The organism is Streptomyces sp. NPDC002926 (genome assembly GCF_053591755.1).
In genome coordinates this window covers 494,560-520,951 of record NZ_JBSFUK010000003.1, presented here as the reverse complement: position 1 = coordinate 520,951, position 26,392 = coordinate 494,560, and the positions used below count along the sequence as shown (strand labels likewise).

The following is a 26,392-nucleotide window of genomic DNA, read 5'->3' as shown; positions in this document are numbered from 1 at the left end:
TGAGAGCGATCCGTTGCTTGCTTACTTGGCGCCGAGACCGGCGTCGGCGACCTCGGGCTGTCCGGCAGCCTTCAGCACCTTGTTGAGCAGGCGCAGGTCGTAGATGCTGTCGAGGGCCGGTTCCTTGAGCAGCCCGGCCTTGACCGCGTGGTCGGCCTCGGTACGCAGCGTGGTCGCGAGCGGGTCGTTGAGGATGTCGACGTTCTTGAACGCGGGGTCGATGACCTCGGGCGGCAGCGCCTTGCCCGTCTCCTTCTCCAGCGCGGCGTTGACAGCCTTCTTGGCGTCCTCGGGGTTCGCCTTGATCCACGCGTTGGTGTTCACCGAGCCGCGCAGCACGGCCTCGACGACGTCCGGGTGCTCCTTGAGGAATTTCTGGGAGACGATCACGTTCGTGATGACGAACTTCTTGTCCGGCCAGAGTGTCTTCTCGTCGAGCAGGACCTTGCCGCCCTCGGCAACCAGCTTGGAAGCGGTGGGCTCGGGGACCCAGGCGCCGTCGATGTCGCCCGACTTGAAGGCGACCGGGGTCACCTTGTTGTCCGTACGCGAGACGGACACGTCGCCCTTGCCGGACGTCGCGTCGACCTTGTAGCCCTTCTCGGCCAGGTAGTTGAGGAGCGCCACGTCCTGGGTGTTGCCGAGCTGCGGCGTCGCGATCTTCTTGCCCTTGAGATCGTCCAGAGACTTGATCTTCTTCGGGTTGACGACGAGCGAGACACCACCGGAGGCGGAGCCGGAGATGATACGCAGGCTCTTGCCCTTGGACTTGGTGTAGCCGTTGATCGACGGCGACGGACCGATCCAGCCGATGTCGATGGCACCGGAGTTGAGCGCCTCGATCTCGGCGGGGCCGGCGTTGAAGACGGAGGGCTTGACGGTCGTGCCGCCGAGCTCCTTCTGGATCAGGCCGTTCCTGCCCAGACCGACCAGGGCCGTGGCGTGAGTGACGTTGGCGAAGTAGCCGATCTTCACTTCGTCGGCGGAGAGCTTCTTGCCGTCGGCCTTCGCGGCCGGGGCCGCGTTGTCGTCCTTCTTGGCCTCGGAGCCGTAGCCGCAGGCGGTGAGCGCCACGGCCAGCAGCGGGAGGGCGGCGGCAGCGGCGAGGCTGCGGCGCAGGGTCGTACGGGTGGCAGGCACGGGAGGTGGTCCTCTCGGAGGCCCGGTTCTTACGTCACGTGGGACGCGGCCGGGATGTCGGCGGTCTTCGGCGGTGCGGGGTGCGGGGGGTGAGGGCGCGCAGGCAGTGCGCGTACGTCAGTGCGCACATCGCGCCACCCCGCCCGTTCCCGCGCCGAGGGCACCGCTGCCGACGCGGCCGCCCTCCTTCGCGAACGTCGCGTAGAAGTCGGTGGTCATCAGAAGTCCCACCCCTCGTCGTCGGCCTCCTGCGCGACCTCGACGCCGGTGGCGAAGGAGTCGCCCGCCATGCCGGCCGCCAGCGTGGTGCCGTCCGCGGGGTCGATCAGCAGGAACGACCCGGTGCGGCGGGAGTCCGCGTACGAGTCGAGCGCGAGCGGCTCGGCGGTACGGACCCTGACCTGGCCGATGTCATTGGCGACCAGCTGACCGGGGTTCGGGTGCTGTGAGAGGTCATCGAGGGTCAGCCGCGAGGGGATCTCCTTGACGATCGCCTTGACCGTTCGGGTGGTGTGCTTGAGCAGCACCCGCTGGCCGACGGTGAGCGGCTGGTCCGCGACATGGCAGACCGTCGCCTCGATGTCCTGCGTGGTCGCGGGCGCGTCACCGCTCGGCACGATCAGATCGCCGCGCGAGACGTCGATGTCGTCCTCCAGCAGGAGGGTGATGGAGTGCGGGGTCCAGGCGATGTCCACCGATTCGCCGAGCAGATCGATCCCGGCGATCTTCGAGGTGCGGCCCGACGGCAGCACGGTCACCTGCTCGCCGACCCGGAACGTGCCGGCGGCGATCTGGCCCGCATAACCCCGGTAGTCGGGGTGCTCGGCGGTCTGCGGACGGATCACGTACTGCACCGGGAGCCGGGCATGGCAGCTGGTCAGATCGTGGCTGACCGGGACCGTCTCCAGGTGTTCCAGGACGGTCGGACCGCCGTACCAGTCCATGTTGGCGCTGGGCTCCACGACGTTGTCGCCCGTGAGCGCCGAGATCGGGATCGCGGTGATCTCGGGTACGCCGAGGGATGCGGCGTACGAGGTGAACTCCTCGGCGATCGCGGCGAAGACGGGCTCGGCGTAGTCGACGAGGTCCATCTTGTTGACCGCGAGGACGACATGCGGGACGCGCAGCAGGGCGGCGACGGCGGCATGGCGGCGGGTCTGCTCGACGACACCGTTGCGCGCGTCGACCAGTACCACCGCGAGCTCGGCCGTGGACGCGCCGGTGACCATGTTCCGGGTGTACTGCACATGCCCCGGAGTGTCGGCGAGGATGAACCGCCGCCGTGCCGTGGCGAAGTAGCGGTAGGCGACATCGATGGTGATGCCCTGCTCCCGCTCGGCCCGCAGACCGTCGGTGAGCAGCGCCAGGTCGGGCGTCTCCTGGCCGCGCGAACGCGAAGCGTGCTCGACGGCCTCCAGCTGGTCGGTGAGAACCGACTTGGAGTCGTGCAGCAGCCGCCCCACCAGGGTCGACTTGCCGTCGTCGACGGAGCCGGCGGTGGCGAAGCGCAGCAGGGTGGTGGCTGAGATCCCGGCGAGTTGCCCGGTTGTGGTGGTCATGGTTAGAAGTACCCCTCGCGCTTGCGGTCTTCCATCGCGGCCTCGGACATCTTGTCGTCGGCGCGGGTCGCGCCCCGCTCGGTGAGCCGGGATGCGGCGATCTCGGCGATCACGTCGTCCAGCGTGAGGGCGTCGGAGTCGACGGCACCGGTGCAGGACATGTCGCCGACGGTGCGGTAGCGGACGAGACGCGTCTCGACACTCTCGCTCTCCTTGGGGCCGCCCCACTCACCGGCGGTCAGCCACATGCCGGAGCGCTTGAAGACCTCGCGCTCGTGCGCGAAATAGATCTGGGGCAGCTCGATCTTCTCGCGCTCGATGTACTGCCAGACGTCCAGCTCGGTCCAGTTGGAGAGCGGGAACACCCGGACGTGCTCGCCCGGCGCGTGGCGGCCGTTGTAGAGCTGCCACAGCTCGGGACGCTGGCGTCGCGGGTCCCACTGGGAGAACTCGTCGCGCAGCGAGAAGACCCGCTCCTTCGCGCGCGCCTTCTCCTCGTCCCGGCGGCCGCCGCCGAACACCGCGTCGAAGCGGTGCTGCTGGATGGCCTCGGTCAGCGGGACGGTCTGCAGGGGATTGCGCGTCCCGTCGGGGCGCTCCCGCAGCTTCCCGGCGTCGATGTACTCCTGTACGGAGGCGACATGCAGCCGCAGCCCGTGCTCGGCGACCGTGCGGTCGCGGTACTCCAGGACCTCGGGGAAGTTGTGCCCGGTGTCCACGTGCAGCAGGGTGAACGGCACCGGCGCCGGCGCGAACGCCTTCAGCGCCAGATGCAGCATGACGATCGAGTCCTTGCCGCCGGAGAAGAGAATCACCGGCCGTTCGAACTCACCCGCCACCTCGCGGAAGATGTGCACCGCCTCCGACTCCAGGGCGTCCAGGTGCGACAGGGCGTACGGGCTGTCGGTGCCCTCGTTGAGAACCGTCGCGCTCGCGGTCATGCCAGACCCCTCTCGGTGAGCAGCGCATGAAGCGCGGCTGCGGACTCCTGCACGGTCTGCTGGTGCGACTCGATCCGCAGGTCCGGGCTCTGTGGCTGTTCGTACGGGTCGTCGACGCCGGTCAGCCCGGAAATCTCGCCTGCCGCCTGCTTGGCGTAAAGGCCCTTCACATCGCGTACGGAGCACACCTCCACCGGAGTGGCGACATGCACCTCCAGATACGCGGTGCCCTCGCTCCGGTGGCGCTTGCGTACGGCCTCGCGGCTGTCCTCGTACGGCGCGATGACCGGCACCAGCGCCTTGATGCCGTTGGACGCCAGCAGCTCCGCGACGAAGCCGATCCGCTGGACGTTGGTGTGCCGGTCCTCCCTGCTGAAGCCGAGACCGGCCGAGAGGAACTCGCGGATCTCGTCGCCGTCGAGCACCTCGGTCCGGTGGCCCTCGGCGCGCAGCCGGTCCGCCAGCTCGTAGGCGATCGTGGTCTTGCCCGCGCTCGGCAGACCGGTCAGCCAGATGGTGGCCCCAGTCACGTTCTTCTCCCGCTGTTTCTCGTCATGGTTCATCAGCCGTGCAGCCCGCACTCGGTCTTGCCCCGGCCGGCCCAGCGGCCGGCGCGTGCGTCCTCGCCCTCCAGCACCCGGCGGGTGCAGGGCGCGCAGCCGACGGAGGGGTAACCGTCCATCAGCAGCGGGTTGGTGAGTACGCCGTGCTCGGCGACATAGGTGTCCACGTCGTCCTGCGTCCAGCGTGCGATCGGCGAGATCTTGACCTTCTGCCGCTTCTCGTCCCAGCCGACGACCGGGGTGTTCGCCCGGGTCGGGGACTCGTCCCGGCGCAGGCCCGTCGCCCATGCGTCGTACGCGGTCAGACCCTCTTCGAGGGGCTTGACCTTGCGCAGCGCGCAGCACAGGTCGGGGTCGCGGTCGTGCAGCTTCGGGCCGTACCGGGCGTCCTGCTCGGCCACCGACTGGCGAGGGGTGAGCGTGATGACATTGACGTCCATCACGGCCTCCACCGCGTCCCGGGTCCCGATGGTCTCCGGGAAGTGGTAGCCGGTGTCGAGGAAGACGACGTCCACGCCGGGGAAGGCACGGGAGGCGAGATGGGCGACCACCGCGTCCTCCATGGACGAGGTCACGCAGAAGCGCGGCCCGAAGGTCTCGGCCGCCCACGTCAGGATCTCGAGCGGCGATGCCTCTTCGAGCTCGCGCCCCGCCCGCTCGGCGAGTGCCTTCAGATCTTCCTTGGCCTGAACCGTCGTCATATCTCGTCCCCTCCACCGTCGTTGCGCTGAAGTCCCCGGGTCAGCAGACCGAGGAACTTCAACTGGAAGGCTCGATTGCACGCTGCGCATTCCCAGGCGCCGTGGCCCTGCTCGTTCGGACGCAGGTCCTCGTCGCCGCAGTACGGGCAGTAGAAGGGCGCGGCACGCTCGCTCATGGCCCCTCCTTTCGCTGCCGTTCGCCGGCGCTCACGACAGTGCCTCCTCGGACGCACGTGCCGTCCAGGTCGCGAAGCGCTCGCCGTCCTCGCGCTCCGCCTGGAAGCGCTTGAGGACCCGCTCCACGTAGTCGGGCAGCTCGGCCGACGTGACCTTCAGGCCACGGACCTTGCGGCCGAAGCCGGCCTCGAGGCCCAGCGCGCCGCCGAGGTGCACCTGGAAGCCCTCGACCTGGTTGCCGTCCTTGTCCAGCATCAGCTGGCCCTTGAGACCGATGTCGGCGACCTGGATACGGGCGCAGGCGTTGGGGCAGCCGTTGAGGTTGATGGTGATCGGCTCGTCGAACTCGGGGACACGGCGCTCGAGTTCGTCGATCAGTGACGCACCGCGCGCCTTGGTCTCGACGATCGCCAGCTTGCAGAACTCGATGCCGGTGCAGGCCATCGTGCCCCGCCGGAACGGGGAGGCGTTGACCCGCAGGTCCAGGGCCTCGAGGCCCGTGACGAGCGACTCGACCTGGTCCTCGGTCACATCGAGCACGATCATCTTCTGCTCGGTGGTGGTACGCAGCCGTCCGGAGCCGTGTGCCTCGGCGAGCTCGGCGATCTTCGTCAGGGTCGTTCCGTCGACCCGTCCGACGCGCGGGGCGAAGCCGATGTAGAAGCGGCCGTCCTTCTGCCGGTGCACGCCGAGGTGGTCACGCCACGTCTCGGCCGGCTCCTCGGGCGCGGGACCGTCGACGAGCTGGTACTTGAGGTATTCGTCCTCCAGGACCTGGCGGAACTTCTCCGGACCCCAGTCGGCGAGCAGGAACTTCAGACGGGCGCGGGTGCGCAGCCGCCGGTAGCCATAGTCGCGGAAGATGCCGATGACGCCGCCGAACACGTCCGGCACCTCGTCGAGCGGCACCCAGGCGCCGAGACGGACGCCGAGCCTGGGGTTGGTGGAGAGGCCGCCGCCGACCCACAGGTCGAAACCGGGTCCGTGCTCAGGGTGGTTGACGCCGACAAAGGCGATGTCGTTGATCTCGTGCGCGACATCGAGCTGCGGGGAGCCGGAGATCGCCGTCTTGAACTTGCGCGGCAGGTTCGAGTAGGCGGGGTTGCCGATGAAGCGGCGGTGGATCTCGTCGATGGCGGACGAGCCGTCGATGATCTCGTTCTCGGCGACGCCTGCCACGGGCGAGCCGAGGATCGTGCGGGGTGTGTCACCGCAGGCCTCGGTCGTGGACAGTCCCACGGCCTCGAGCCGCTTCCAGATCTCCGGGACGTCCTCGATCCGGATCCAGTGGTACTGGACGTTCTGCCGGTCGGTGATGTCGGCGGTGCCGCGCGCGAACTCCTGCGAGATCTCGCCGATGACCCGCAACTGCTCGGTGGTCAGCCGGCCGCCGTCGATACGGACGCGCATCATGAAGTACTTGTCGTCCAGCTCCTCCGGCTCGAGGATCGCGGTCTTGCCGCCGTCGATGCCGGGCTTGCGCTGGGTGTACAGCCCCCACCAGCGCATACGTCCGCGCAGATCGGCCCCGTCGATCGAGTCGAAGCCGCGATGGGCGTAGATCGTCTCAATGCGTGTCCGCACATTGAGACCGTCGTCGTCCTTCTTCGTCTGCTCATTGGCGTTGAGCGGCGTCATATGGCCAACAGCCCACTGACCCTCGCCGCGGTGGCGTCCGGCCTTGCGGCGCGGCGCGGCGGGTGCGGGCTTTTCGGGGGTGGCGGCCATGGCAAATACGTCCTTCGAGACTGCAGGAGGGCGGCTCTGAGCTGCACACTCGCGCGAGGGCGCGGCAATGCGCAGGAGGGGAACAGAGGGTGGGGAGTGCTCGGCTGTGCTGGTCTTTCAGCAGACCGGACAGATGGCGCTGGACATGCGGCCGAGGTCGACGTGCCGCCGACTCACCAAGGCAATTCCAGCTCGAGACATGACGGAAGCGTGTCACGGCGATCCAACGGCAGTCCACCGTTATCCACAATGTGGACAACACTGTCCCGCATCGCAAGACAGTGTGTTGCCGGTCACTCAGCCGTGGGCACCTGGCCAGGGGCCGGGCGCGGCCACCTCGGGCTCTTCTTCCGTCTTGGTGTCGAAGAGAGTGAAGCCGCGCCGCAGATAATTGTCCATGGCATGCGGGCCGTCCTTGGAGCAGGTGTGCAGCCAGACCCGCTTCGTCGGCGTCAGCCCCGGCCACCGCTCAGCGAGGTCCCAGGCCCTCGCGACACCGTAGGAGAGGAGATGGCCGCCGATCCGCCGGCCCCGGAACGCCGGGATCAGCCCGAAGTAGGCGATCTCGACCGAGCCCTCGTGCTGCGCCTCCAGCTCCACGTAGCCGGCCGGTGTCCCCTTGTCGTACGCCACCCAGGTCTCGATGCCCGGCCTGGCGAGCATCTCCTCCCACTGCGCGTACGTCATGCCCAGCCGGTCCGTCCAGAGGATGTCACCGCCGACGGCCGTATACAGAAAGCGGCTGAACTCGGGCGAAGGCACCTCGGCCCGTACGATCCGCAGATCCCCCCCGGGCGCGGCGACCGGCCGCAGATCTGCCGGCGAGGTCTGCTCCAGGGACCAGGTGGTCACAGTGATGCTCATGAGCGCCAGGGAATCACGAGGTCCTGATCCGGCCAAAGCCGCGTCCTCTCCTGGCCCGCCCGGCAGCCGCCCGCTGCGCCCCGTAGCCGCCCGCCGCCGCCCCGAGCTGCCCTCTCCGAGCCGCAGCGACCGTCCGCGCGCCGCACGGTCAGTCAGTCCGGCGGTCGGCGCGCGCTCACCACCGCCGGGGCCGTCGACTGCGGCAGCAGATCGGCCGGATCGTCCGGCTGGACCAGTTCCACCTCGACCTCCTCGACGAAGCGGTACGGGCGGTGCGCCAGCACCTGCGCCAGATTCCGCCGCAGCCGCGACATCTCGGCCCGCACCGTCACCGTGCGCGTCGGATCATCGAAGATCGCCTGCGCCAGCTGCGCCGCGCTCCGTCCGTCCCGGTTCAGCGCCAGCACGTACAGCAGCTCGGCATGGCGCGGGCTGAGCTCCTGCACCCAGCTGCCGGCGGCCCCGGCGAGGGTGACCGAAGGCTGCCGCGGCCGGCTCAGATCCAGCACCACCCGGCCCGGCGTCGCGGCGGAGTTCCTGGCGTCGACCCGTATCAGCCAGCCGCCGGGCAGCGGCTCGACCGCGCACATGCCGAGCGAGGGCAGCCAGAGCCGGCCGCAGCCGACGGACTTGGGCAGCGACAGCCGACCGGTGGGCGGCATGCCGGTGACCGCGGCCGGCCAGCCGTTGACGTCCACGGCAAGTGCCCGGCCGCTCAGCCGGGCCAGCAGCGGCGACGCCACGCTGCGCAGCCGGTCCAGCGCCGCGAAGTGCCGGTTGCGCAGTTCGGCCTCGGCGAGCCGGGTGACCGAGGTGACCAGGGACAGCGTCGCCGGATGCATGGTGGACAGGGGTCCGCTGATGTCGACGACGCCGATCAGCTTGCCGTCGCGCGGATCCGTGACCGGTGCGCCCGCGCAGGTCCAGGTGTGGTGGGTGGAGACGAAGTGCTCGGCGGAGTGCACCTGGACCGGCCGCCGGGAGATCAGCGGAGTGCCGATTCCGTTCGTACCGACGAGCCCCTCGCTCCAGTCGGCGCCCAGGACGAAGCCGTGCGAGTCGCCCTTGCGCAGCACGGTCGCCTTGCCCTCGCGCCAGAGCATCCGTCCCTCCGTGTCCGCGACGACCATGATGTGCTGGGCCGCCTCGGCGATCGACACCAGACCGTCCCGCAGCACCGGCAGCACCTCGCGAAGCGGCGAGGCGAGCCGGCGGCGCTCCAGCTCCTCCAACGGCAGCAGCCCGGCCCTGTGGTCCCGGTCGGGATCCACGCCGCCGCGCAGCATCCGCTGCCACGACTCCTTGATGTCCGCCCGTGGGCCGACCCGCGAGCGGCGGCCGTTGAGCGTGGCGTCCCGCACGCCTTTCAACAGCCTGGCCGCCTCCGCGGTGTCCATGGCGGCGAGCTTGGCCAGGTCGAGTGGTGTGCTCTGCACCGGGGGTCCTCCTGGGCGACGCCGGCGTCCGATGCGGGGGGCTGGCTCAATCGTGCCCCTCCCGGCGGCGATGCGTGGCGGTTTGAGCCACAAGGCTGCAACTCTTTGCAACCCTCGCGAACAGGCGTGCACATATATCAAGGTGGCGGAACACCGGTTCGCCGGTCGTCATGCACCTCCCTGCCCAGCACTGCGGGGCGCATGACAGCGCGCGGGGTGGTGCCGTGTCGGCGCAGCACCACCCCGACAGTCCTCAGCGGCGCGAGCTCCCGGGCCACCGGTCCGCAGCGGCGCGAGCTCTCAGACCACGGCTCGCGCCCGCTCGACGACCGACGCCAGATCGAGCGTGTGCGGCAGCGTGCCGAAGGCCGTGCCCCAGTCCCCGCCGAGCCGTGAGGCGCAGAACGCGTCCGCCACCTCCGGCGGTGCCCACCGCACCAGCAGCGATCCCTGCAGCACCAGGGCCATCCGCTCCACCAGCCGGCGCGCCCTCGCCTCGATCCCGTTCAGATCGGCCAGCTCGGTCAGCAGGTCCTTGATCGCCCCGTCCAGCCGGTGGTCGGCGCCGCGTGCCTTGCCGACCTCCTGCAGGAAGGCGTTGAGGGCCTGCGGCTCCCGCTGGAGCGCCCGCAGGACATCCAGCGCCTGTACGTTGCCCGAGCCCTCCCAGATCGAGTTGAGCGGCGACTCCCGCAGCAGCCGCGGCAGCCCCGACTCCTCGACGTAGCCATTGCCGCCCAGGCACTCGAGCGCCTCGGCCACCGTCGGCGTGCAGCGCTTGGTCACCCAGTACTTGGCGGCGGGGACCGCGAGCCGCAGGAAGGCCCGCTCCTCCTCCGTATCGGCGTCGTAGGCGGCGGCGAGCCGCAGGGCCAGCGTCGTCGCGGCCTCCGACTCCAGCGCCAGATCCGCCAGTACGTTGCGCATCAGCGGCTTGTCGATGAGCAGCCCGCCGAACGCGCTGCGGTACGCGGAGTGGTGAATCGCCTGTGCCACCGACTGCCGCATCAGCGCGGCCGACCCGATGACACAGTCGAGCCGGGTCGCCGCCACCATCTCGATGATGGTGCGCACCCCGCGCCCCTCGTCGCCGACCCGGCGCGCCCACGTCCCGTCGAACTCGACCTCGCTCGACGCGTTGGACTTGTTGCCGAGCTTGTCCTTGAGACGCTGGATCCGGAACACATTCCGGGTCCCGTCGTCCAGCACCCGGGGCACCAGGAAGCAGGTCAAACCCCCTGCTGCCTGGGCGAGTACCAGGAAACCGTCACACATAGGAGCGGAGCAGAACCATTTGTGACCGGTGAGCAGATACTCCCCGTCACCGGCCAGCGGCTCGGCCCTCGTTGTGTTCGCCCTGACATCGCTGCCGCCCTGCTTCTCGGTCATTCCCATGCCGAAAAGGGCCCCGGCCTTGAGCGAGGCGGGCCGCAGCCCCTCCTCGTACACCTGCGAGGTCAGCCGCGGCTCCCACTCGGCGGCCAGCGCCGGGTCCGTACGCAGCGCGGGCACCGTCGCATGCGTCATCGACACCGGACAGCCGTGCCCGGCCTCCGCCTGGGTCCACACCAGGAACCCGGCCGCGCGCCGCACATGCCCGGCCGGCCTGCCCCAGGCGTTGGTCAGCCCGGCCGAGACGGCCTTGCCGAGGAGCCGGTGCCAGGCGGGATGGAATTCGACCTCGTCGATCCGGTTCCCGTACCGGTCGTGGGTGCGCAGTTTCGGCGGGTTCTCATTGGCCTGCACCCCCCACTCCTGGGCCTGCGCGGAGCCGGCGGTGCGGCCGAGCGTCTCGAGCTCCTCCCTGGCCTCGTCGAGGAATTCGGGCGCGACATGTCGCTCCACGCCCTCCGTGAGCGCCGGGTCGGCGCTGAATACGTCGTACTCGACCAGGGGCGGAGCCTGGTTGGTCACTGTGTGGGTGGTAGCTGCCATGCCGATACGGTAAGGAGGTGCAGGCAGCAAATGAAACACCCGAGCGGCCATCGGGCCGACTCCACCGGGCCCGAGTCCTCTACCGCAACGTCTCCAAGCGGAAGATGGCGTGGTTGCTGCTGAAAGACACGGTCAACTCGTGCATCGAGTACCGCATCCTGGGTCTCGCGGCCGAGGCGGCGTTCTTCACGCTGCTGTCCCTGCCGCCGCTGCTGCTCGGTCTGATCGGTCTCCTCGGCTATGTGGACGATTGGACCGATACCACCACCGTCGCCTCCATCGAGAAGAACATCCTGAGCGCGGCCGGCACGGTGCTGTCCGACCGGGGCGTCAACCAGATCGCCAAGCCCCTGCTGGAGGACGTCACCCACGGCGGCCGGCCCGACATCATTTCCATCGGCTTCGCCATCGCACTCTGGTCCGGTTCGCGGGCGGTCAATGTCTTCATCGACACGATCACGGTGATGTACGGCCTCGACGGCCAGCGCGGCATCGTCGCCACCCGGCTGCTGGCCTTCCTGCTCTACATCGTGGCCCTGCTGATCGGCGCGGTGGTACTGCCGCTGGCGGTGGTCGGCCCCGACCGGGTGGTGGAGTTCATTCCGTGGGGCACGGAAGTCGTCAGCGTCCTGTACTGGCCGGTGGTCAGTCTGCTCTCGATCGCCTTCCTCACCACGCTCTACCACGTGTCCGTCCCGGTGCGCTCACCGTGGATCGAGGACGTCCCGGGCGCGCTGGTGGCGCTCGGGATGTGGGTGCTGGGCTCCTTCCTGCTGCGTATCTACCTCACCAGCACGGTCGAGGGCCCGACGATCTACGGCTCACTCGCCGCGCCCATCGCCGTCCTGCTGTGGATCGGCCTGACCGCCTTCGCCGTCCTGGTGGGCGCCGCGGTCAACGCCGCCATCGACCGGGTCTGGCCGTCGGTCGCCACGGCGGCGGCCCGCGCGGCCAACGAGCGCATGCGCGCGGTCAACGCCGCGGAGCTGCTCGCCCGGGCGGAGGCGGCCCAGATCTACGTGGAGGGCGAGAGCGAGGACGAGGACGACGGAGCCATGCCATCGGAATTCCCGGAGCGGTGGTCGCGGTTCCTGCCGCTGGACGATGTGAAGTCGCGGCTGCACACGACCCGGGACAACGGCCGTGAAAGCCGCGAGAGCAGCCGCGACAAGAAGACCGGGGAGCAGCGGAAGCCCTGAGAAGTCCCCGCCGTCCGTGGGGTGAATTCCATGAGCCGCTCATAACAGCCCTCGGCATCAGCGGTGTTGAACCGGGGGACCGTTCTCAACCGCGCGGGCAGCTGCGGGATAGCCTGGTAAGGGTGTACGAGGAATGGGCGTCACGGCTCGAAGGAGCCGTCGTCTGGACGCGGACCGTGGACCCCCGCGCCGGTGCGGTCCACCCCGTGCTCCCCGACGGCTGCATGGACCTGCTCTGGTTCGAGGGCCGGCTCCTCGTGGCCGGACCCGACACCCACGCCCACACCCCCGGGAGCGGCCTCGGCACCCGGTACGCGGGGGTGCGCTTCGCGCCGGGGACCGCGCCCGCGTTCTTCGGCGTACCGGCCTACGAGCTGCGCGACCGGCGGGTGGCCCTCGCCGATGTGTGGGGCGGGGCCGAGGCGCGCCGGCTCACCGCGCGGGTCGACGCGGCCGCGGACCCGGTGGCCGAGCTGGAGGCCGTGGCGCTGCGGCGGGCGGACGGCGCCCTGTCGCCGGACCCGCTGCTGGGCGAGGTGGTGCGCCGCCTGGAGGCGGGCGGCACGGTTGCCGGGGCGGCGGACGCGGTAGGTCTGGGTGCCCGGCAGCTCCACCGTCGGTCGCTGGACGCCTTCGGATACGGGCCCAAGACACTGGCCCGGGTGCTGCGGCTGCAGCGGGCGCTGACGCTCGTACGCGAGGGTGTGCCGTACGCCGAGGCGGCACTCGGCGCGGGCTGTGCCGACCAGGCGCACCTCGCACGCGAGATGCGCGACCTGGCCGGAATCACCCTCGGCGCCTACTCGGCGCCGGCGAACAGCGAGACACCGCAGCCGTCGGGGTCGAGGATCACCGCGTAACGCTGCCCCCAGAAGGCATCCCAGGGCTTGAGGTGCCCCTGATAACCCGCCTCGATCAGCTCGGCGTAGACAGCGTCCACCTCGGCGGGGCTCCGGCAGGCGAAGGCGAGCCCGAGCCGTTCGCCGCCGCCCGGCGGCCGGGTCCATTCGGGGTCGAAGGAACGGATGGTCTCCTCGGTGTCCCAGAGCACGCGCAGCCCGCTGGGCAGCGTCGCCTCGGCGTGGGGCGCGGTGTCGGCGTCGGCGGGGATGTCCAGGCCGAGGCGGCGGTAGAAGGCGAGCGAGGCGGCCATGTCGGAGGTGACGAGGCCGATCGCGTCGAGTCGTGGAGTCATGACCTCAACGTAGGCAGGCCCGGGAGCGGAAGTCTTGAACGAATCGGACGTCCCCCCGGCACGGGACACCATCCACGCGGGACGTCGTCGTGGCCGGCCGTCATGGTTCCGTAAGGCGCCACGGGTGATCGACCGCTCTCCTTCGGAGGACACTGACCGTATGCACAACATTCTGGTCGTCGACGACGATCCGACCGTCGCCGAGGTCGTCAGTGGCTATCTGGAGCGCGCGGGCTTCACCGTGGACCGGGCCGCCGACGGGCCACAGGCGCTGCGCCTTGCCGCCGGACGGCGGCCGGACCTGGTGGTCCTCGATCTGATGCTGCCCGGTATGGACGGGCTGGAGGTGTGCCGCCGGCTGCGGGCCGGTGAGTCGGCCGCCGTACCCGTGATCATGCTGACGGCGCGCGGCGACGAGGACGACCGGATCCTGGGGCTCGAGATAGGCGCGGACGACTATGTGACCAAGCCGTTCAGCCCGCGCGAGCTGGTGTTGCGGGTGGAGTCCGTACTCCGCAGAGGCGCCGCGGCGGGGGAGCGGCGGGCCGGTCCGGGGCCGGCGGCCGCGGGCATCGTCCTCGACCCGGCCGCCCGCAGGGCCACCAAGGACGGCCACGAACTGGCCCTGACCCTGCGGGAGTTCGACCTGCTCGCGCATCTGATGCGGCACCCGGGAGAGGCGATCGGCCGGGAACGGCTGATGCAGGACGTGTGGGGCTGGGAGTTCGGCGATCTGTCCACCGTCACGGTTCACGTGCGCCGACTGCGCGGCAAGATCGAGGACGACCCCGCCAGGCCGCGTCTGATCCAGACGGTGTGGGGCGTGGGCTACCGCTTCGATGTGCCGCGGGACGGGGACGTATCGAAGGACGGACCGCCGTATGGGCCGTCGGACGGACCGCCTTCGCAGCTGCCACGGGAAGAGGCCTGATCGTCGTGCGGGACATGCTCCTGATCGCTCTCTTCGCCTTCCTCGGGGCCGCTGCCGTCGGCGTGCTCGGAGCCGTGGCCCTGCGTGCGCTGCGCCACCGGTCCGTCGCCGTCTCCCTCACGGTCGTCGCCGCAGTCGCGGTCACCGCGATGCTCGCCGGGACCCTCGCCGTCGCCCAGGCGATGTTCCTGTCGGCGCACGACCTCACGGTCGTCACCACGGTCGTCGCGATGGCGGCGGTCGTCTCGCTCGCCACCGCGCTGCTGCTCGGCCGCTGGGTCGTCGCCCGCAGCCGCGAACTCGCCCTGGCGGCACGTTCGTTCGGCGACGGAGGTTCCTTCGCCGCACCCGGCGGCGCCTCCACCGCGGAACTGGCCGCACTGAGCCGGGAACTCGCTGCCACCAGCGACCGGCTCGCCGCATCCCGCGAGCGTGAACGCGCCCTGGAAACCTCCCGCCGCGAGCTCGTCGCCTGGATCTCCCACGACCTGCGCACCCCGCTGGCCGGGCTGCGCGCCATGTCCGAAGCGCTGGAGGACGGTGTCGTACAGGACCCGGAGCGCTACTTCCGCCAGATCCGTACCGAGGTCGACCGGCTCAACTCCATGGTCGGCGACCTCTTCGAGCTGTCCCGTATTCACGCGGGCACGCTGGCCCTTACCCCCACCAGGATGTCGGTGTACGACCTGATCGGCGAAGCGCTCGCCGGCGCGGACCCGCTCGCGCGCGAGCACGGCGTACGCCTCGTCGGCGACGGTGTCGAGTCCGTCCCGGTCGAGGTGGACGGCAAGGAGATGACCCGCGTTCTGGCGAACCTCCTGGTCAACGCGATCCGCCGGACCCCTGCCGACGGCACGGTCGCCGTCGCTGCCGAACGCCGGGAGGAGTGGGTGGTCCTCTCCGTCACGGACGGCTGCGGCGGCATTCCCGAGGAGGACCTCCCGCGCGTCTTCGACACCGGCTGGCGCGGCACCCAGGCCCGTACGCCCCCGGCCGGCGCCGGTCTCGGCCTCGCGATCGTCCGCGGGATCGTCGAGGCGCACGCCGGCCACGCCGACGTACGCAATGTGACGGGCGGCTGCCGCTTCGAGGTGACGCTGCCCGCCGCCGCGGTCCCGCTCGGCTGAAACAGCGAGTGGTTGAAACAGCGAGCTTCTGTATGCGTGACCACGGAGACTGACGGGCAGTCAAACGTCGATGGCCTCGGGGGGCATCGCGATCTGTTACCGGCAGAAGTCAGGGGTGGGACGTATGGCGCGACAGACGGATTGGGAATTCCTGGACGATCGCGGCCGGTCGGCGACGGCGGCGCGAACGCCGTCGAGGCTGGTCGCCTACATCCAGGCCGGAGCGACACTGTTCGACCACGGCATACGGCCGGTGGGCCTCTTCGGATCCCACCACGACGGCGATACCGCCGACCCGGCGAAGGCTGGCACGCTGCCGCTCGAGGACATCGCCTACCTCGGATCGGGCGCCCGCGTCGGCGCGGAGGCGGTCCTGGACGCTGAGCCCGACCTGGTCGTCGGCGTCGGCTACGGCTCCGACCAGCTCTACGGCCTGGATCCGGACACGGCGAAGCACATCGAGGAACAGGTGCCGGTGGTGGTGTGCGACGTCGGCCAGGGGCGTTCGCTGGCTGATGTACGGGACCGGTTCACGGCACTCGCCCGGTCGCTCGGAGCAGAGCGGAACCCGTCGGGGGCGGCGGAACTCGACCGCGCGGAAGGCCGGCTGCGTGCGCTGGCGGCCGATGCCGCTCACTTGACGATCGTGGCTCTGTCGCCCGGTACGCCGGAGAGCGTCCATCTCGCCAGACCACGGGCGTGGCCGGATCTCCGGACGCTGGTGGAGTGCGGCATCGGCCTGGTGGAGCCCGAGCGGGGCCCGGGGGCCAATTGGTCCACCGTCGACTGGACGGTGGCCGCGTCACTGGAGCCGGACATCGTCCTGGCGGACGTACGGGCCAATGCCCTGCCGGTCGGTGAACTCGTGGGCATCGAGGAGTGGCAGGCAGGCGCGGGCAGGGCCCGGATCGTGCCGTGGAACCCTGAGGCTCCCTGCAGCCATCGGGCGCACGCGCGCTTCATCGACACCGTGGCGGAGGCGGTGCAGGCGTCCGCCATGTCCGGCAGCTGAACGTCCGCCGCGGCGACCCCAGAACCACGGCAACCCAAGAACCAGGGCAACGCCAGAACCCGCCGGGGAATCCCCCGGCGGGTTCTGATGGCGCTGATACGTCGCGTCAGCCCGCGGCGGAGGCTGTCCGCGAGGCCGTGCTGCTTCCCGTGGCCGTCGCCCGGTCCGCACTCGGCACCAGGAGGCGCTCCGCGAGGTGACCGAAGACCAGCCCGAACAACGTCCAGAGGGTGACCTGGATGGCGAGCGTGGCCAGTCGGAACTCCCACACCACCGTGGCCGGGAAGTCCTTGGGCACCTCGTTGAACGAGGGCAGGAAGGCGAATGCGAGCCCGGCGGCCACGACGAAGGCGGCCGCGGCGGCGACGGTCGCGTTCCAGTTGCCCAGCCGGGGAGCGAGCCGCTTCCCGAGGATCACCGCCGCGACAGCGAGCAGCACGCTGAGCACGATCATCAGGAAGTACACGGTGGTGCGTTTGCCGATCGTTTCGGGGTCACCGACGGCCGGCGGGTTCGGCGGGTACTTGAGAAACGGCACGACGTACACGGCCAGCAGCGCGCCCAGGGAGACCAGGGCGGCCGTGGCGCGCGGGCCGAACCGGCCGATGCGGCCGAGCGCGACACAGAAGGCGAGGGCGGCGATGCCGCCGATCGCAATGCCGAAGATCAGCACACCGGTGGCGAGGCCGCCCGTCGACTGCATGGCGCGGCTGACGAGTTCCTCGCCGCCGTGCTCATGACTGTGTGCTTCCTCGAAGGCGATGGCGGAGTCCACCGGGGACTCGCCGAGCAGATAGGCCACGACCAGGGCGAAGACACCGGCTATGAGGCCGGCGAGCATGCCGCGGACGAGCAGAGCTCTGACAGAGATGGAGTTCATGAGTGCGTGTTCCCCTGGTTTCTCAGTGGCAGGGGAAGCCGAGCAGATGGCGTCCGTCGTGGACCCACTCATGCACGTTTTCACCGGAGATGAGTGAGGTGGCGCCCTGCTCGGCGCCGACGAAGTAGAGCAGGACGAGCATCAGAACGCCGAAGAAGAGCGCCCACGGGGCGATTTCCTTCAGTGAGATGGGGGTGATGGCCGGTGCGGCGGCGGGCGCAGCAGACTGTGCCATGGCAGAACCTCCTGGGGGAACACGCGTCCCGATCGTGGTGCCTGAGACGAAGGTGCTGGGTCTGACTTCCCGCAGAGGTACGGGTTCACAGTGGCGCGACCGTGCCGGATTCTCACCGGGCTTCCGTCACACCGTCGTCATGTCCACGAGACCGTACCGCTTGGCGGCCCGTACCGCTACGGCGCAGGGGCGCATGCCGGGGCGCTTCAACGCCCGTGATGTGCTTGAACCATGGTCGTCGGGCGGAGAGGAACGTGCGGGATGACGGTACGGGTGATGTTGGTCTCACCGGCGACGAGTGCCGCACTGCGCGGAGCGCGCTTCGACGGGGACGTACCCCTGGACGAGGCCGGTGCCCGCGGCGCCCGGGCCGCCGCCGGTGCGCTGCCGGGCGCCGGCCGACGGGTGAGCGGCCCGTCCGCGCGCTGCCGTGAGACGGCCGAGGCGCTGGGTCTGCGGGCCGAGCCCGAACTGCGGCTCGGGGACTGGGACATGGGCCGCTGGCGCGGACGCACGCTGGACGAAGTGAGCGTGAGCGAGCCGGAGTCGGTGTCGGCGTGGCTGACCGATCCCTCGGCCGCCCCGCACGGGGGCGAGTCGCTGCTGGCTCTGTGCGCCCGGGTCGGCGGCTGGCTCGAGTCGCTGTCGGCCGACGGGCGCGTGCTGGCGGTCACCGAGCCCGCGGTGGCGCGTGCGGCGATCGTGCACGCGCTGGCGCTGCCGGCGGAGGCGTTCTGGCGGCTGGACATCGCGCCGCTCACCCTGACCGAGCTCAGCGGACGGGCCGGGCGCTGGAATCTGCGCTGCGGACGGCCCTTGGCGGCGGACGCGGGCTGACCTTCGGCGGTTGTACGGAGAAATCCGCAGGTTGGGAGCATCCGCGGGCCTCCGGTCGTGGATGATGGGCCCGGCATGCCGCAGACCCTCCGTCCTCCGTCTCGCAGCGCGCCGCGCGCTCGGTGGAGTGTGCGGGGCGCTCGGGCGGGTGTGTTCGCCCTGGCGAGCGCGGGCTTGGCCGGCGTCGGACACCATGTCGCGTCCGGGGAACCGGTCACCTGGCGGCTGCTGTTGGCCGCGGCCGGCGCCGCCTTCCTCGGGGCGCTGCCCTGGGCCGGACGGCGGCGTCCGCTCACGGTGGTGGTGACCGGGACCTGCGCCGGGCAGCTCGTTCTCCACCAGCTGCTGGCGACGGCCCGGTCCGGCCGGCACGGCACACCGCATACCGGCGCCCACCCGATGGCCGGTGATCACGGCCTGCATCCGGGCGCGGCCGTGATGCTCCTAGCGCACTCGCTGGCCGCTCTGGGCGTGGCGGTGCTGCTGCACCGGACGGACGACCAACTGTCCGCGCTCCCGAGGCTTGTGGGCCTTCTCGCCACCACGGTCCGCGAGAGGGTGGCGCGCCGGCTCGGCCGGTGGAGTACGTACGCGTTCCGCTGCCCGGACGCCGCTCCCGCCGCCGGATCGCGGGCGCTCGCAGGAGTGCCGGTGTGCGTCGTCCTCGCGCACATCGTGGTACGCCGGGGGCCTCCCGGTCATGGACCGTCACCGTTCCGTCCATGACCGACCAGCGGGCTCGCGCACAGTCGCGGGCTGCGCTGCTTTCGAGTTCCGAGGAGAACACCCACGCCATGAGTACCTTCCCCCTGCCTTCCGCCGTCCGGCGGACGGCGCTTGTCGCCACCGTGGCCTTCGGCGCGGTGCTCGCCGTGGCCGGTCCGGCCGCCGCCCACGTCGAAGTGACCGCCTCCGACGACCGGGCCCTGGCGAAGGACGTGACGCTGACGTTCACGTCCGAGGCGGAATCGGACACCGCCGGCATCGCGAAACTGCAGATCGTCCTGCCCCAGGGCATCGCGCCGGATGCGGTGAAGCTGAAGAAGGCGCCCGACGGCTGGAAGCTCACGCCGGGCGAAGGCGGGTACACCGTCGGCGGCAAGGCGCTGGCCACCGGCACGGACGTGGTCCACAGCATCACGGTGACACAACTGCCGGACGTGAAGTCACTGGTGTTCAAGACCGTGGAGACGTACGGCGACGGAACGATCGACCGCTGGATCGAAGTGCCCAAGGGCGGCCAGGAGCCGGAGAATCCGGCGCCGATGCTCAACCTGAAGCCGGCCGCGCCGGGCTCGACCCCGATCGCCGCGGGCCCGGGTCCCACTCCCAGCACCCTGCCGGGTACGGCCTCGCCCTCGCCGTCGGTCCCACAGGAGCAGCAACCGACGGCGAAGAAGAAGGACGACGGCGGAGGCGGGCTCGTCATCGCGGTCGGCGCTGTCGTGGTGGTGATCGCGGCGGGCGCCGGCCTGTGGTGGTTCAAGCGCCGCCCGGGCGCCACAGCCGCCTGAGCCGGGTGCCGGGGGCGCGGCAGGTTCTGCCGTGCCCCGGCACGTGCCGGGGGCGGTACCACTGCCTGCGCCGCGCCGTGCCCCGGGGCCGGGACCGGCACGGGACATCTCGGCCGGCGGGCGGCTGACGCACGGACTGTTCGCGCACCGACGTTCACGCGCCGACATTCACGCGCCGACGTTCACGCGCCGACCGTTCACAGTCCCTGCGCGAGGTCCGGCAGCCCGTCGGTCTGCAGTGGCTGTTCCGCCCAGATGACCTTGCCGTCGGCGGTGTACCGCGTGCCCCAGCGCTCCGAGAACTGAGCCACGAGGAACAGCCCCCGGCCTCCCTCGTCCGTGGTCGCCGCCTGCCTGAGGTGCGGTGAGGTGCTGCTGTGGTCGGAGACCTCACAGATCAGGCTGCGGTCGCGGATCAGCCGTACGCGGATCGGGCCGGAGGCGTACCGAATGGCATTGGTGACCAGCTCGCTCAGGATCAGCTCGGTGGTGAACGCCTCCTCCGCCATGCCCCACTCCTCCAGCTTGTCGGCCACACCCGCTCGTACGCGTGACACCTCCGCGGGGTCGGGCGGAACTTCCCAGTCCGCCACTCTCCCGGAGTCCAGCACGCGCGTACGGCCGATGAGCAGTGCCACATCGTCGCGCGGGCTCTCGGGCAGCAGCGCATGCAGTGCCGCCTCGCAGGCTTCCTCCGGTGTCCGGGCCGCGTGGCCGGTGAGCGTACTTCGCAGGAGTGCCAGACCGTCGTCGATGTCCCGGTGCCGGTCCTCGACGAGCCCGTCCGTGTACAGCACCAGTCCGCTGTCCTTGGGCAGCCAGATGTCCAGGGTCTCGAAGGGCAGACCGCCGAGCCCGAGTGGCGGGCCGCCCGGTACGTCGGCGAACTCCGCGCTGCCGTCCGGCCGCAGAAGCAGGGGCTGGAGGTGGCCGGCCCGCGCCATGCTGCAGTGGCCGGAGACCGGGTCGTAGATCGCGTACAGACAGGTGGCTCCGGTGACTGCCGCATCGGAGCCGTCGATGCCGTCGAGGACCTCGTCCTGGTCGATACGGGTGACCAGCTCGTCGAGGTGCCACAGGAGCTCGTCGGGCGGCAGGTCCAGGGCGGAGAAGTTGTGGACCGCCGTGCGCAGCCGGCCCATGGTGGCTGCGGCGTGCAGCCCATGACCCACGACGTCGCCGACCACGAGCGCCACCCGGGCGCCGGGCAGCGGGATGATGTCGAACCAGTCACCGCCGACTCCGCCCACGCCGCCGAGCCCGGCCTGCGCGGGCCGGTACCGGTAGGCGACGTCGAGGGCGTTCTGCTCCGGCAGGCCCCGCGGCAGCAGGCTGCGCTGCAGGGTCACCGCCATGGCGTGCTCCCGCGTGTAGCGCCGGGCGTTGTCGACGCTCACCGCGGCGCGGGCGACCAGCTCCTCGGCGAGCGACAGATCCTCGTCCTCGAACGCCTCGGGCTTCTCCGAGCGCCAGAACATCGCCACGCCCAGAACGACGCCGCGGGCGCGCAGCGGAACGGCGATCATCGAGTGGATTCCGTAATCGACGACAAGCCTGCGGGCTCGTTCCGGATCCTGTTCCTGCCAGCCGTGGAAGGCCGCCAGATCCGCCTCGAGGACCGGCTCTCCCGCGCCGATGCCGGAACCCAGCCGTGTGGAAGGCACGAAGTGGATCAGCTGGCCGAGCGGGTAGAGCGCCGTGTCGTCCCGGAGTCCCTTGAAAGCTGTACGGCGCATCATCTCCGGGCTGGCTCCGGCCGGCTCCTCGCCGCGCAGCACGGCCTCCACCACATCGACGGTGGCGAAGTCGGCGAAGCGGTCCGCGGCGAACTCCGCCAGTTCCTCGCACGTCCGCACCATGTCGAGCGTGGTGCCGATCTCCGTACCGGCGTCGTACAGGAGCTTCAGGCGCCCGCGGGCAACATCGGCCTTGCCGGAGAGCGCTTGCAGCTCGGTGGTGTCGCGCAGCGTCGCCACGCTGCCGGGCGGCCCGCCGGCCTGGTCCGTCGAGCGCTGGTTGATGGCGAGCAGCCGCTCTCCGACCAGGTACACCTCGTCGTTGGCGATCCTGCCCGAGACCAGCAGTCGGGCGGTGATCGGATCCAGCCCGAGCTCGGTGACCGGGGCCCCTTCCACGTCCGCGGGCAGCTCGAGCAGCCGGCGCGCCTCGTCGTTGGCGAGGAGCAGCCGTCCGTCGCCGCCGACGATGAGCACACCCTCGCGTACGGCATGCAGAACCGCGTCGTGGTGCTCGTACATCCGGGTCATCTCGGCAGGGCCCAGACCGCGGGTCTGGCGCCGCAGCCGCCTGCTGACGAGCGCCGTTCCGCCCGCGGTCACGAGGAGCAGCGCGGCGGCCGCGCCGAACAGAAGCGGGAACTGATCTTGGACGACACTGCTGACATGCGAGATCGTGATCCCGGCCGAGACCAGACCGACGACCTTGCCGTCGCTGTCCTTGACGGGCACCACGGCCTGCACCAGAGGTCCGATGGTTCCGACGATCTTCTCGGTGACGACGCCGCCGCCCAGCGCAGGCTGTAGGTTGCCGACGAATTTCTTTCCGATCCGGTCGGGCAGTGGGTGCGTGTAGCGGATTCCGGCGGTGTTCATCACGACGATGAAGTCGACGCCGGACCGTTTGCGCGCCTGTTCGGCCAGGGGCTGCAGCACCACGGTCGGGTTGGGACTCTCCAGGGCTGCCACGACGCCCGGTGAATGCGCGAATGTCTGGGCCACGGCGACGGACCGGTTGCGGGCCTCGCGTTCACTGTCGGACCGGGACTGCAGCACGAGCGCCGCCATGGCGGCGGCGACGAGCAACACCACGATCGCCACCTGCAGGAGAAAGACCTGACCGGCGACAGTTCGCATTCTGAGAACCGAGCGCGGGCGGCCGTAGCGTCCGGCCATGTGCTATTTCTACACCTCCGGCATGTGCTGGGCGATCCGCACACCGTAGATCGCAGGGGTCGCACACGCGAGACACTTGCCGCAATCAGCGGCTCCGGGCCGGGTTCCGGGTCGGGCGGATCATGGCTCGGCAACGTCGGCCGGGGCGCGGGCGGGCAGCGATCCCGGGCCGCGTCCGCGGCGTACGCCACCGCAATTCCGCTGCTGCTGACGGGAGTCGGTTCCTGCGGATGCGCCGCATCCGGCATCGCCCGTCCGGACCGGCGACGCACCGTTCTCGCCCGGAGCCCGGGAGCCCGTCTGCGGGACCTGTACATCACCTCGGCCCGCATCGGCCTCACCCGCCCGCACCCGGTTGCCGGGGCGGTGCTGGTGCTGCCGGATACGGGCCGAGGTCCGGTATGGCCGGTGCGGCTTTCGGCGGGGCGCTCAGTCCCGGCACAGCAACTTCGTCATGACCTCGCGGACAGTGGCCTCCGGATCAGGCACCGCGTCCACCGACCGCCAGGCGACGAAGCCGTCCGGACGTACGAGCAGCGCACCTTCCGTCGTCGTACCGTGTGTCCCGGCCCAGTCGGACCCGCTGTCGGGCGTCAGGTCGGCGTCCGGTCCTGTACCGATCGTGTACGCGTCCAGCCGCACGGACAGCAGCTCGGCGACCTTCCTGGCCGCCGCCCGCCATGCCGTGCCCTCCGAGCTGAGCAGCACGAACGCCCGCTCGTAGAGGTCCAGCGTGGACAGCCGCTCACCGGATCTGACGACCCACATGTGCGGGGACCGGGTGCCGGGCTCGCCCGTCAGCTGCATCCGCTCGGGCACCACCGGCCGTTCGGGGTCGGCACCCAGGACGGCGCCGCGGGGGTAGCCGTAGCCCATGGCGACGTTGAGGATCCCGCCCTGCCGCCCGCCGCCCGGGGTGCCGGTGGGCGCGTAACCAGGGTGGCTGTGTTCGGCGGAGCGGGCAGAAGCGCGCTCGCTCGTCGCGCGCGCCACCGGCAGCCGCTCGGCCTCGTACGTCGAGAGCAGTTCGGGCCCCGCCGCACCCTCCAGTACCGCCGCGAGCTTCCAGGCGAGGTTGTGCGCGTCCTGGATTCCGGTGTTGGAGCCGAAGGCTCCGGTCGGGGACATCTCGTGGGCCGAGTCGCCGGCGAGAAAGACCCGGCCGCAGGAGTACCTCTCGGCGACCCTTTCCGCGGCGTGCCACGGCGCCATACCGGTGATCTCAACATCCAGACCCGATACGTCCGTTGCCCGGCGGATGTGCTCGATGCACCGCTCGTCGGTGAAGTCCTCGAGCGTCTCGCCCTGGTCCGGGTGCCACGGCGCGTGGAACACCCACTGCTCCTTGTTGTCCACCGGCAGCAGAGCGCCGCCCGTTTCGGGGTTGGTGAGGTAGCAGCAGATGAAGCGCCGGTCGCCCAGCGCTTCGGCGAGCCGCCGGGAACGGAAGGTGATGCTCACGTTGTGGAACAGGTCGCCGTGACCCGTCTGGCCGATCCGGAGCTGCTCCCGGATGGGGCTGCGCGGCCCGTCGGCCGCGACGAGATAGTCGGCGCGCACGGTCGTGTGCTCGCCGGTCTCCCGGTTCTTCACGACCGCGCTCACGCCCGTCGCGTCCTGGTCGAACGTCATCAGCTCGGTGGAGAACCGCAGATCGCCGCCCTCCCTGCGGGCGCACGACAGCAGCACGGGTTCGAGGTCGTTCTGACTGCACAGGCACCAGCTGCTCGGGCTGAAGCGCCCGAGAGCGCCACCCGGGTCGATCTCCTTGAACAGCCACTCCTGGTCGTCGCCCGTCAGCGATCCCGCTTGCAGAATGCCGTGGTTCTCCGCGAGTACCGATGCGGCCTGCCGGATCTCCGGCTCCGCCTCGGCACCGCGGAACAGCTCCATCGTTCTTACGTTGTTCCCGCGGCCGCGGGGGTGCTTCGAGGTTCCTGAGTGCTTCTCGATCAGCAGGTGACTGATGCCGAGGCGACCCAGGAACAGTGAAGTGGACAGGCCCACCAGAGACCCGCCCACGATCAGGACCGGCACGCGGTGGTCGACGTTCTCTTCCATTTCCATCAGTTGCTCCAGCTCCTGCCGCCCTAGGGGGATGGAACTTTCATGCCCTTTACCGGAGCCGTTTGCTCGCCCATTCACCCGCATGGTTCTCAGCTCTCGCGCCAGTCGTAGTACCGGACCACGATCAGTTGCGGGAGCGCCCCCCAACGCGTGGGGGGCGGACCGTCCGTATCCGCAGGGTGGTTGACCCGGCGGATTCCACCGACGACGGACGAGGTCCACGCGAAGTGGCGGCCACGCTGTCGCAAAGGAGAGTGAAAGATGACAACCCTGTCGGAACGGACTTCACAGTCCGCCTTCGACGGCTCCAGGCTTCGGGTCGTCCTGCTGTTGGACCTTCATGACGGTGCCCAGAACGAGTTCCTGGAGGCGTACGAGCACCTGCGCAACCAGGTGGCGTCGATCCCGGGTCACATCAGCGACCAGCTCTGCCAGTCGATCGAGAACCCGTCGCAGTGGCTCATCACCAGTGAATGGGAGAGCGCACCGCCCTTCCTGGCCTGGGTGAACAGTGAGGAGCACGTCGCGACGGTCCAGCCGCTGCACAACTGCGTGCGTGACACGCGGTCGCTGCGGTTCAGCATTCTGCGGGAGACCGAAGGGATGGCCGGCGGTGCCCCTGAGCAGCTCAGGGGCGGGCTCCAGGCCTCGCCGAGGCTCGGGGACGGCGTGGTCCGCCACGCGCTGACCTTCACCGTCAAGCCGGGCAGCGAGAAGGAGGTCGCGAAGATCCTCGCCGGCTACACCTCCCCGGCCGCCCAGGTCGACGAGAACACCCGGCTGCGCCGTACCTCGCTCTTCATGCACGGCAACCGCGTCGTGCGTGCCATCGAGGTGCAGGGAGACCTTCTCGCGGCACTGCGCTACGTGGCCCGCCAGCCCGAGGTGAGGAAGGTGGAGGAGGAAATCAACCCGTATCTGGAGCAGGACCGGGACCTGGACGATCAGGACTCCGCCCGGATGTTCTTCACCCGGGCGGCCCTCCCGGCGGTCCATCACGTGGCAGCCGACGGGCCCGCGCCCGCCGACGTGCAACGGCACGCGCTGTTCTACCAGGCCAAGGAGGGCTGCGGGATGACCCTGGCCCGGATGCTTGCCAAGCAGGCGGAGGCTGCGGCCGACGACCCCACGACCCCCATCGCGAGCAGCACCATTTTCCAGCGCGACGACGTCGTGGTCCGGCTCATCGACATGAGCGGCGCGCTCGGCGCGCGGCCCGATCTGGCGCTCGGCATCAGTGGCGCCCGGAAGGCAGCCACGCTCACCCGTCTGCTCGCCACCGGAGACGACGGCGTACCCACCACCGACGAGGAGTTCTCCCGCTTCCTCGCCCGCTCCGACATGCGCCTGATCACGGACCGGTGCGCCTCGTCGGAAGAATCCTGACCCGATTGTCCGGCCCATCCAGCCACGCGGCCAAGGCCGTCGGGGGCAACGCA

At 70.4% G+C, this 26,392-nt stretch carries 25 protein-coding genes; 9 read left to right on the top strand and 16 right to left on the bottom strand.

Annotated elements, in window-relative coordinates:
- Positions 1-21: 21 nt before the first annotated feature.
- The 11 genes from ACWDZ6_RS08815 to ACWDZ6_RS08765 form a co-directional block, all read right to left on the bottom strand.
- Positions 22-1,140, bottom strand: coding sequence for an ABC transporter substrate-binding protein (locus ACWDZ6_RS08815; protein WP_451502288.1), 1,119 nt, complete (start codon positions 1,138-1,140; stop codon positions 22-24).
- A gap of 218 nt (positions 1,141-1,358) precedes the next feature.
- Positions 1,359-2,699 carry a sulfate adenylyltransferase subunit 1 gene (locus ACWDZ6_RS08810; protein WP_451502287.1) on the bottom strand — a complete coding sequence of 447 codons (1,341 nt, stop codon included), beginning with the start codon at positions 2,697-2,699 and terminating at the stop codon, positions 1,359-1,361.
- Between the two features lie 2 nt (positions 2,700-2,701).
- Positions 2,702-3,640, bottom strand: coding sequence for a sulfate adenylyltransferase subunit CysD (gene cysD, locus ACWDZ6_RS08805; protein WP_389180473.1), 939 nt, complete (start codon positions 3,638-3,640; stop codon positions 2,702-2,704).
- Positions 3,637-4,203: an adenylyl-sulfate kinase gene (cysC, locus tag ACWDZ6_RS08800; RefSeq protein WP_366731759.1), complete on the bottom strand. Its 567-nt coding sequence runs from the start codon at positions 4,201-4,203 to the stop codon at positions 3,637-3,639. The genes cysD and cysC overlap by 4 nt, the downstream gene beginning before the upstream one ends.
- On the bottom strand, positions 4,203-4,904 hold the full coding sequence (locus tag ACWDZ6_RS08795) for a phosphoadenylyl-sulfate reductase (protein WP_451502286.1): 702 nt from the start codon (positions 4,902-4,904) through the stop codon (positions 4,203-4,205). The genes cysC and ACWDZ6_RS08795 overlap by 1 nt, the downstream gene beginning before the upstream one ends.
- Positions 4,901-5,080, bottom strand: a complete 180-nt coding sequence (locus tag ACWDZ6_RS08790; protein WP_313943447.1) for a hypothetical protein — start codon at positions 5,078-5,080, stop codon at positions 4,901-4,903. Before ACWDZ6_RS08790 ends, ACWDZ6_RS08795 begins: the two co-directional genes overlap by 4 nt.
- Before the next feature lie 31 nt (positions 5,081-5,111).
- Positions 5,112-6,809: a nitrite/sulfite reductase gene (locus ACWDZ6_RS08785; RefSeq protein ID WP_366731756.1), complete on the bottom strand. Its 1,698-nt coding sequence runs from the start codon at positions 6,807-6,809 to the stop codon at positions 5,112-5,114.
- A gap of 117 nt (positions 6,810-6,926) precedes the next feature.
- A complete protein-coding gene (locus tag ACWDZ6_RS08780; protein ID WP_351448512.1) occupies positions 6,927-7,010 on the bottom strand; it encodes a putative leader peptide in 84 nt (27 codons plus the stop codon).
- Between the two features lie 96 nt (positions 7,011-7,106).
- Complete coding sequence (locus tag ACWDZ6_RS08775; protein ID WP_451502285.1) at positions 7,107-7,673, bottom strand: GNAT family N-acetyltransferase; 567 nt, start codon at positions 7,671-7,673, stop codon at positions 7,107-7,109.
- A 152-nt stretch (positions 7,674-7,825) separates the two neighbouring features.
- Complete coding sequence (locus ACWDZ6_RS08770) at positions 7,826-9,109, bottom strand: GAF domain-containing protein (protein ID WP_451502284.1); 1,284 nt, start codon at positions 9,107-9,109, stop codon at positions 7,826-7,828.
- A gap of 300 nt (positions 9,110-9,409) precedes the next feature.
- Positions 9,410-11,044: an acyl-CoA dehydrogenase family protein gene (locus ACWDZ6_RS08765; protein WP_366731753.1), complete on the bottom strand. Its 1,635-nt coding sequence runs from the start codon at positions 11,042-11,044 to the stop codon at positions 9,410-9,412.
- 17 nt (positions 11,045-11,061) lie between these two features.
- Here ACWDZ6_RS08765 and ACWDZ6_RS08760 point away from each other — a divergent pair, with 17 nt between their 5' ends.
- Both ACWDZ6_RS08760 and ACWDZ6_RS08755 read left to right on the top strand, forming a co-directional pair.
- Positions 11,062-12,243, top strand: coding sequence for a YihY/virulence factor BrkB family protein (locus ACWDZ6_RS08760; protein WP_326653375.1), 1,182 nt, complete (start codon positions 11,062-11,064; stop codon positions 12,241-12,243).
- Between the two features lie 122 nt (positions 12,244-12,365).
- The gene (locus tag ACWDZ6_RS08755) at positions 12,366-13,103 is read left to right on the top strand and encodes a DUF6597 domain-containing transcriptional factor (protein ID WP_451502283.1); all 738 of its coding nucleotides are present in this window, start codon (positions 12,366-12,368) and stop codon (positions 13,101-13,103) included.
- On the opposite strand, the gene ACWDZ6_RS08750 is transcribed toward ACWDZ6_RS08755, so the two are convergent.
- Complete coding sequence (locus tag ACWDZ6_RS08750; RefSeq protein WP_451502282.1) at positions 13,043-13,438, bottom strand: VOC family protein; 396 nt, start codon at positions 13,436-13,438, stop codon at positions 13,043-13,045. The genes ACWDZ6_RS08755 and ACWDZ6_RS08750 overlap by 61 nt on opposite strands.
- A 160-nt stretch (positions 13,439-13,598) precedes the next feature.
- Between ACWDZ6_RS08750 and ACWDZ6_RS08745 the strand changes: the two genes are divergently transcribed.
- From ACWDZ6_RS08745 to ACWDZ6_RS08735, 3 genes are all read left to right on the top strand, one after another.
- On the top strand, positions 13,599-14,369 hold the full coding sequence (locus tag ACWDZ6_RS08745) for a response regulator transcription factor (RefSeq protein WP_451502281.1): 771 nt from the start codon (positions 13,599-13,601) through the stop codon (positions 14,367-14,369).
- A gap of 5 nt (positions 14,370-14,374) precedes the next feature.
- The gene (locus ACWDZ6_RS08740; RefSeq protein ID WP_389180448.1) at positions 14,375-15,496 is read left to right on the top strand and encodes a sensor histidine kinase; all 1,122 of its coding nucleotides are present in this window, start codon (positions 14,375-14,377) and stop codon (positions 15,494-15,496) included.
- Between the two features lie 124 nt (positions 15,497-15,620).
- Positions 15,621-16,508 (top strand): ABC transporter substrate-binding protein, encoded by an 888-nt coding sequence (locus tag ACWDZ6_RS08735; RefSeq protein WP_451502280.1) that lies wholly within the window; start codon positions 15,621-15,623, stop codon positions 16,506-16,508.
- Between the two features lie 106 nt (positions 16,509-16,614).
- Here ACWDZ6_RS08735 and ACWDZ6_RS08730 read toward each other — a convergent pair whose 3' ends face one another.
- The gene (locus tag ACWDZ6_RS08730) at positions 16,615-17,388 is read right to left on the bottom strand and encodes a CbtA family protein (RefSeq protein WP_366731747.1); all 774 of its coding nucleotides are present in this window, start codon (positions 17,386-17,388) and stop codon (positions 16,615-16,617) included.
- A 22-nt stretch (positions 17,389-17,410) separates the two neighbouring features.
- Complete coding sequence (locus ACWDZ6_RS08725) at positions 17,411-17,623, bottom strand: CbtB domain-containing protein (protein ID WP_326653383.1); 213 nt, start codon at positions 17,621-17,623, stop codon at positions 17,411-17,413.
- A gap of 261 nt (positions 17,624-17,884) precedes the next feature.
- On the opposite strand from ACWDZ6_RS08725, the gene ACWDZ6_RS08720 reads away from it, so the two are divergent.
- From ACWDZ6_RS08720 to ACWDZ6_RS08710, 3 genes are all read left to right on the top strand, one after another.
- The gene (locus ACWDZ6_RS08720) at positions 17,885-18,460 is read left to right on the top strand and encodes a histidine phosphatase family protein (RefSeq protein ID WP_451502279.1); all 576 of its coding nucleotides are present in this window, start codon (positions 17,885-17,887) and stop codon (positions 18,458-18,460) included.
- Positions 18,461-18,634: 174 nt separating this feature from the next.
- Positions 18,635-19,186, top strand: a complete 552-nt coding sequence (locus ACWDZ6_RS08715; protein ID WP_451502278.1) for a hypothetical protein — start codon at positions 18,635-18,637, stop codon at positions 19,184-19,186.
- Between the two features lie 68 nt (positions 19,187-19,254).
- Positions 19,255-19,974, top strand: a complete 720-nt coding sequence (locus tag ACWDZ6_RS08710; protein ID WP_451502277.1) for a DUF1775 domain-containing protein — start codon at positions 19,255-19,257, stop codon at positions 19,972-19,974.
- Between the two features lie 197 nt (positions 19,975-20,171).
- Here the strand turns inward: ACWDZ6_RS08710 and ACWDZ6_RS08705 are convergent, their stop codons facing one another.
- Positions 20,172-22,886 (bottom strand): SpoIIE family protein phosphatase, encoded by a 2,715-nt coding sequence (locus tag ACWDZ6_RS08705; protein ID WP_451502276.1) that lies wholly within the window; start codon positions 22,884-22,886, stop codon positions 20,172-20,174.
- Positions 22,887-23,315: 429 nt separating this feature from the next.
- Positions 23,316-24,947, bottom strand: coding sequence for an FAD-dependent oxidoreductase (locus tag ACWDZ6_RS08700; protein WP_451502353.1), 1,632 nt, complete (start codon positions 24,945-24,947; stop codon positions 23,316-23,318).
- A gap of 267 nt (positions 24,948-25,214) precedes the next feature.
- Here ACWDZ6_RS08700 and ACWDZ6_RS08695 point away from each other — a divergent pair, with 267 nt between their 5' ends.
- Entirely contained in the window at positions 25,215-26,339 is a 1,125-nt protein-coding gene (locus ACWDZ6_RS08695; protein WP_451502275.1) for a SchA/CurD-like domain-containing protein, read from the top strand.
- Positions 26,340-26,392 lie beyond the last annotated feature (53 nt).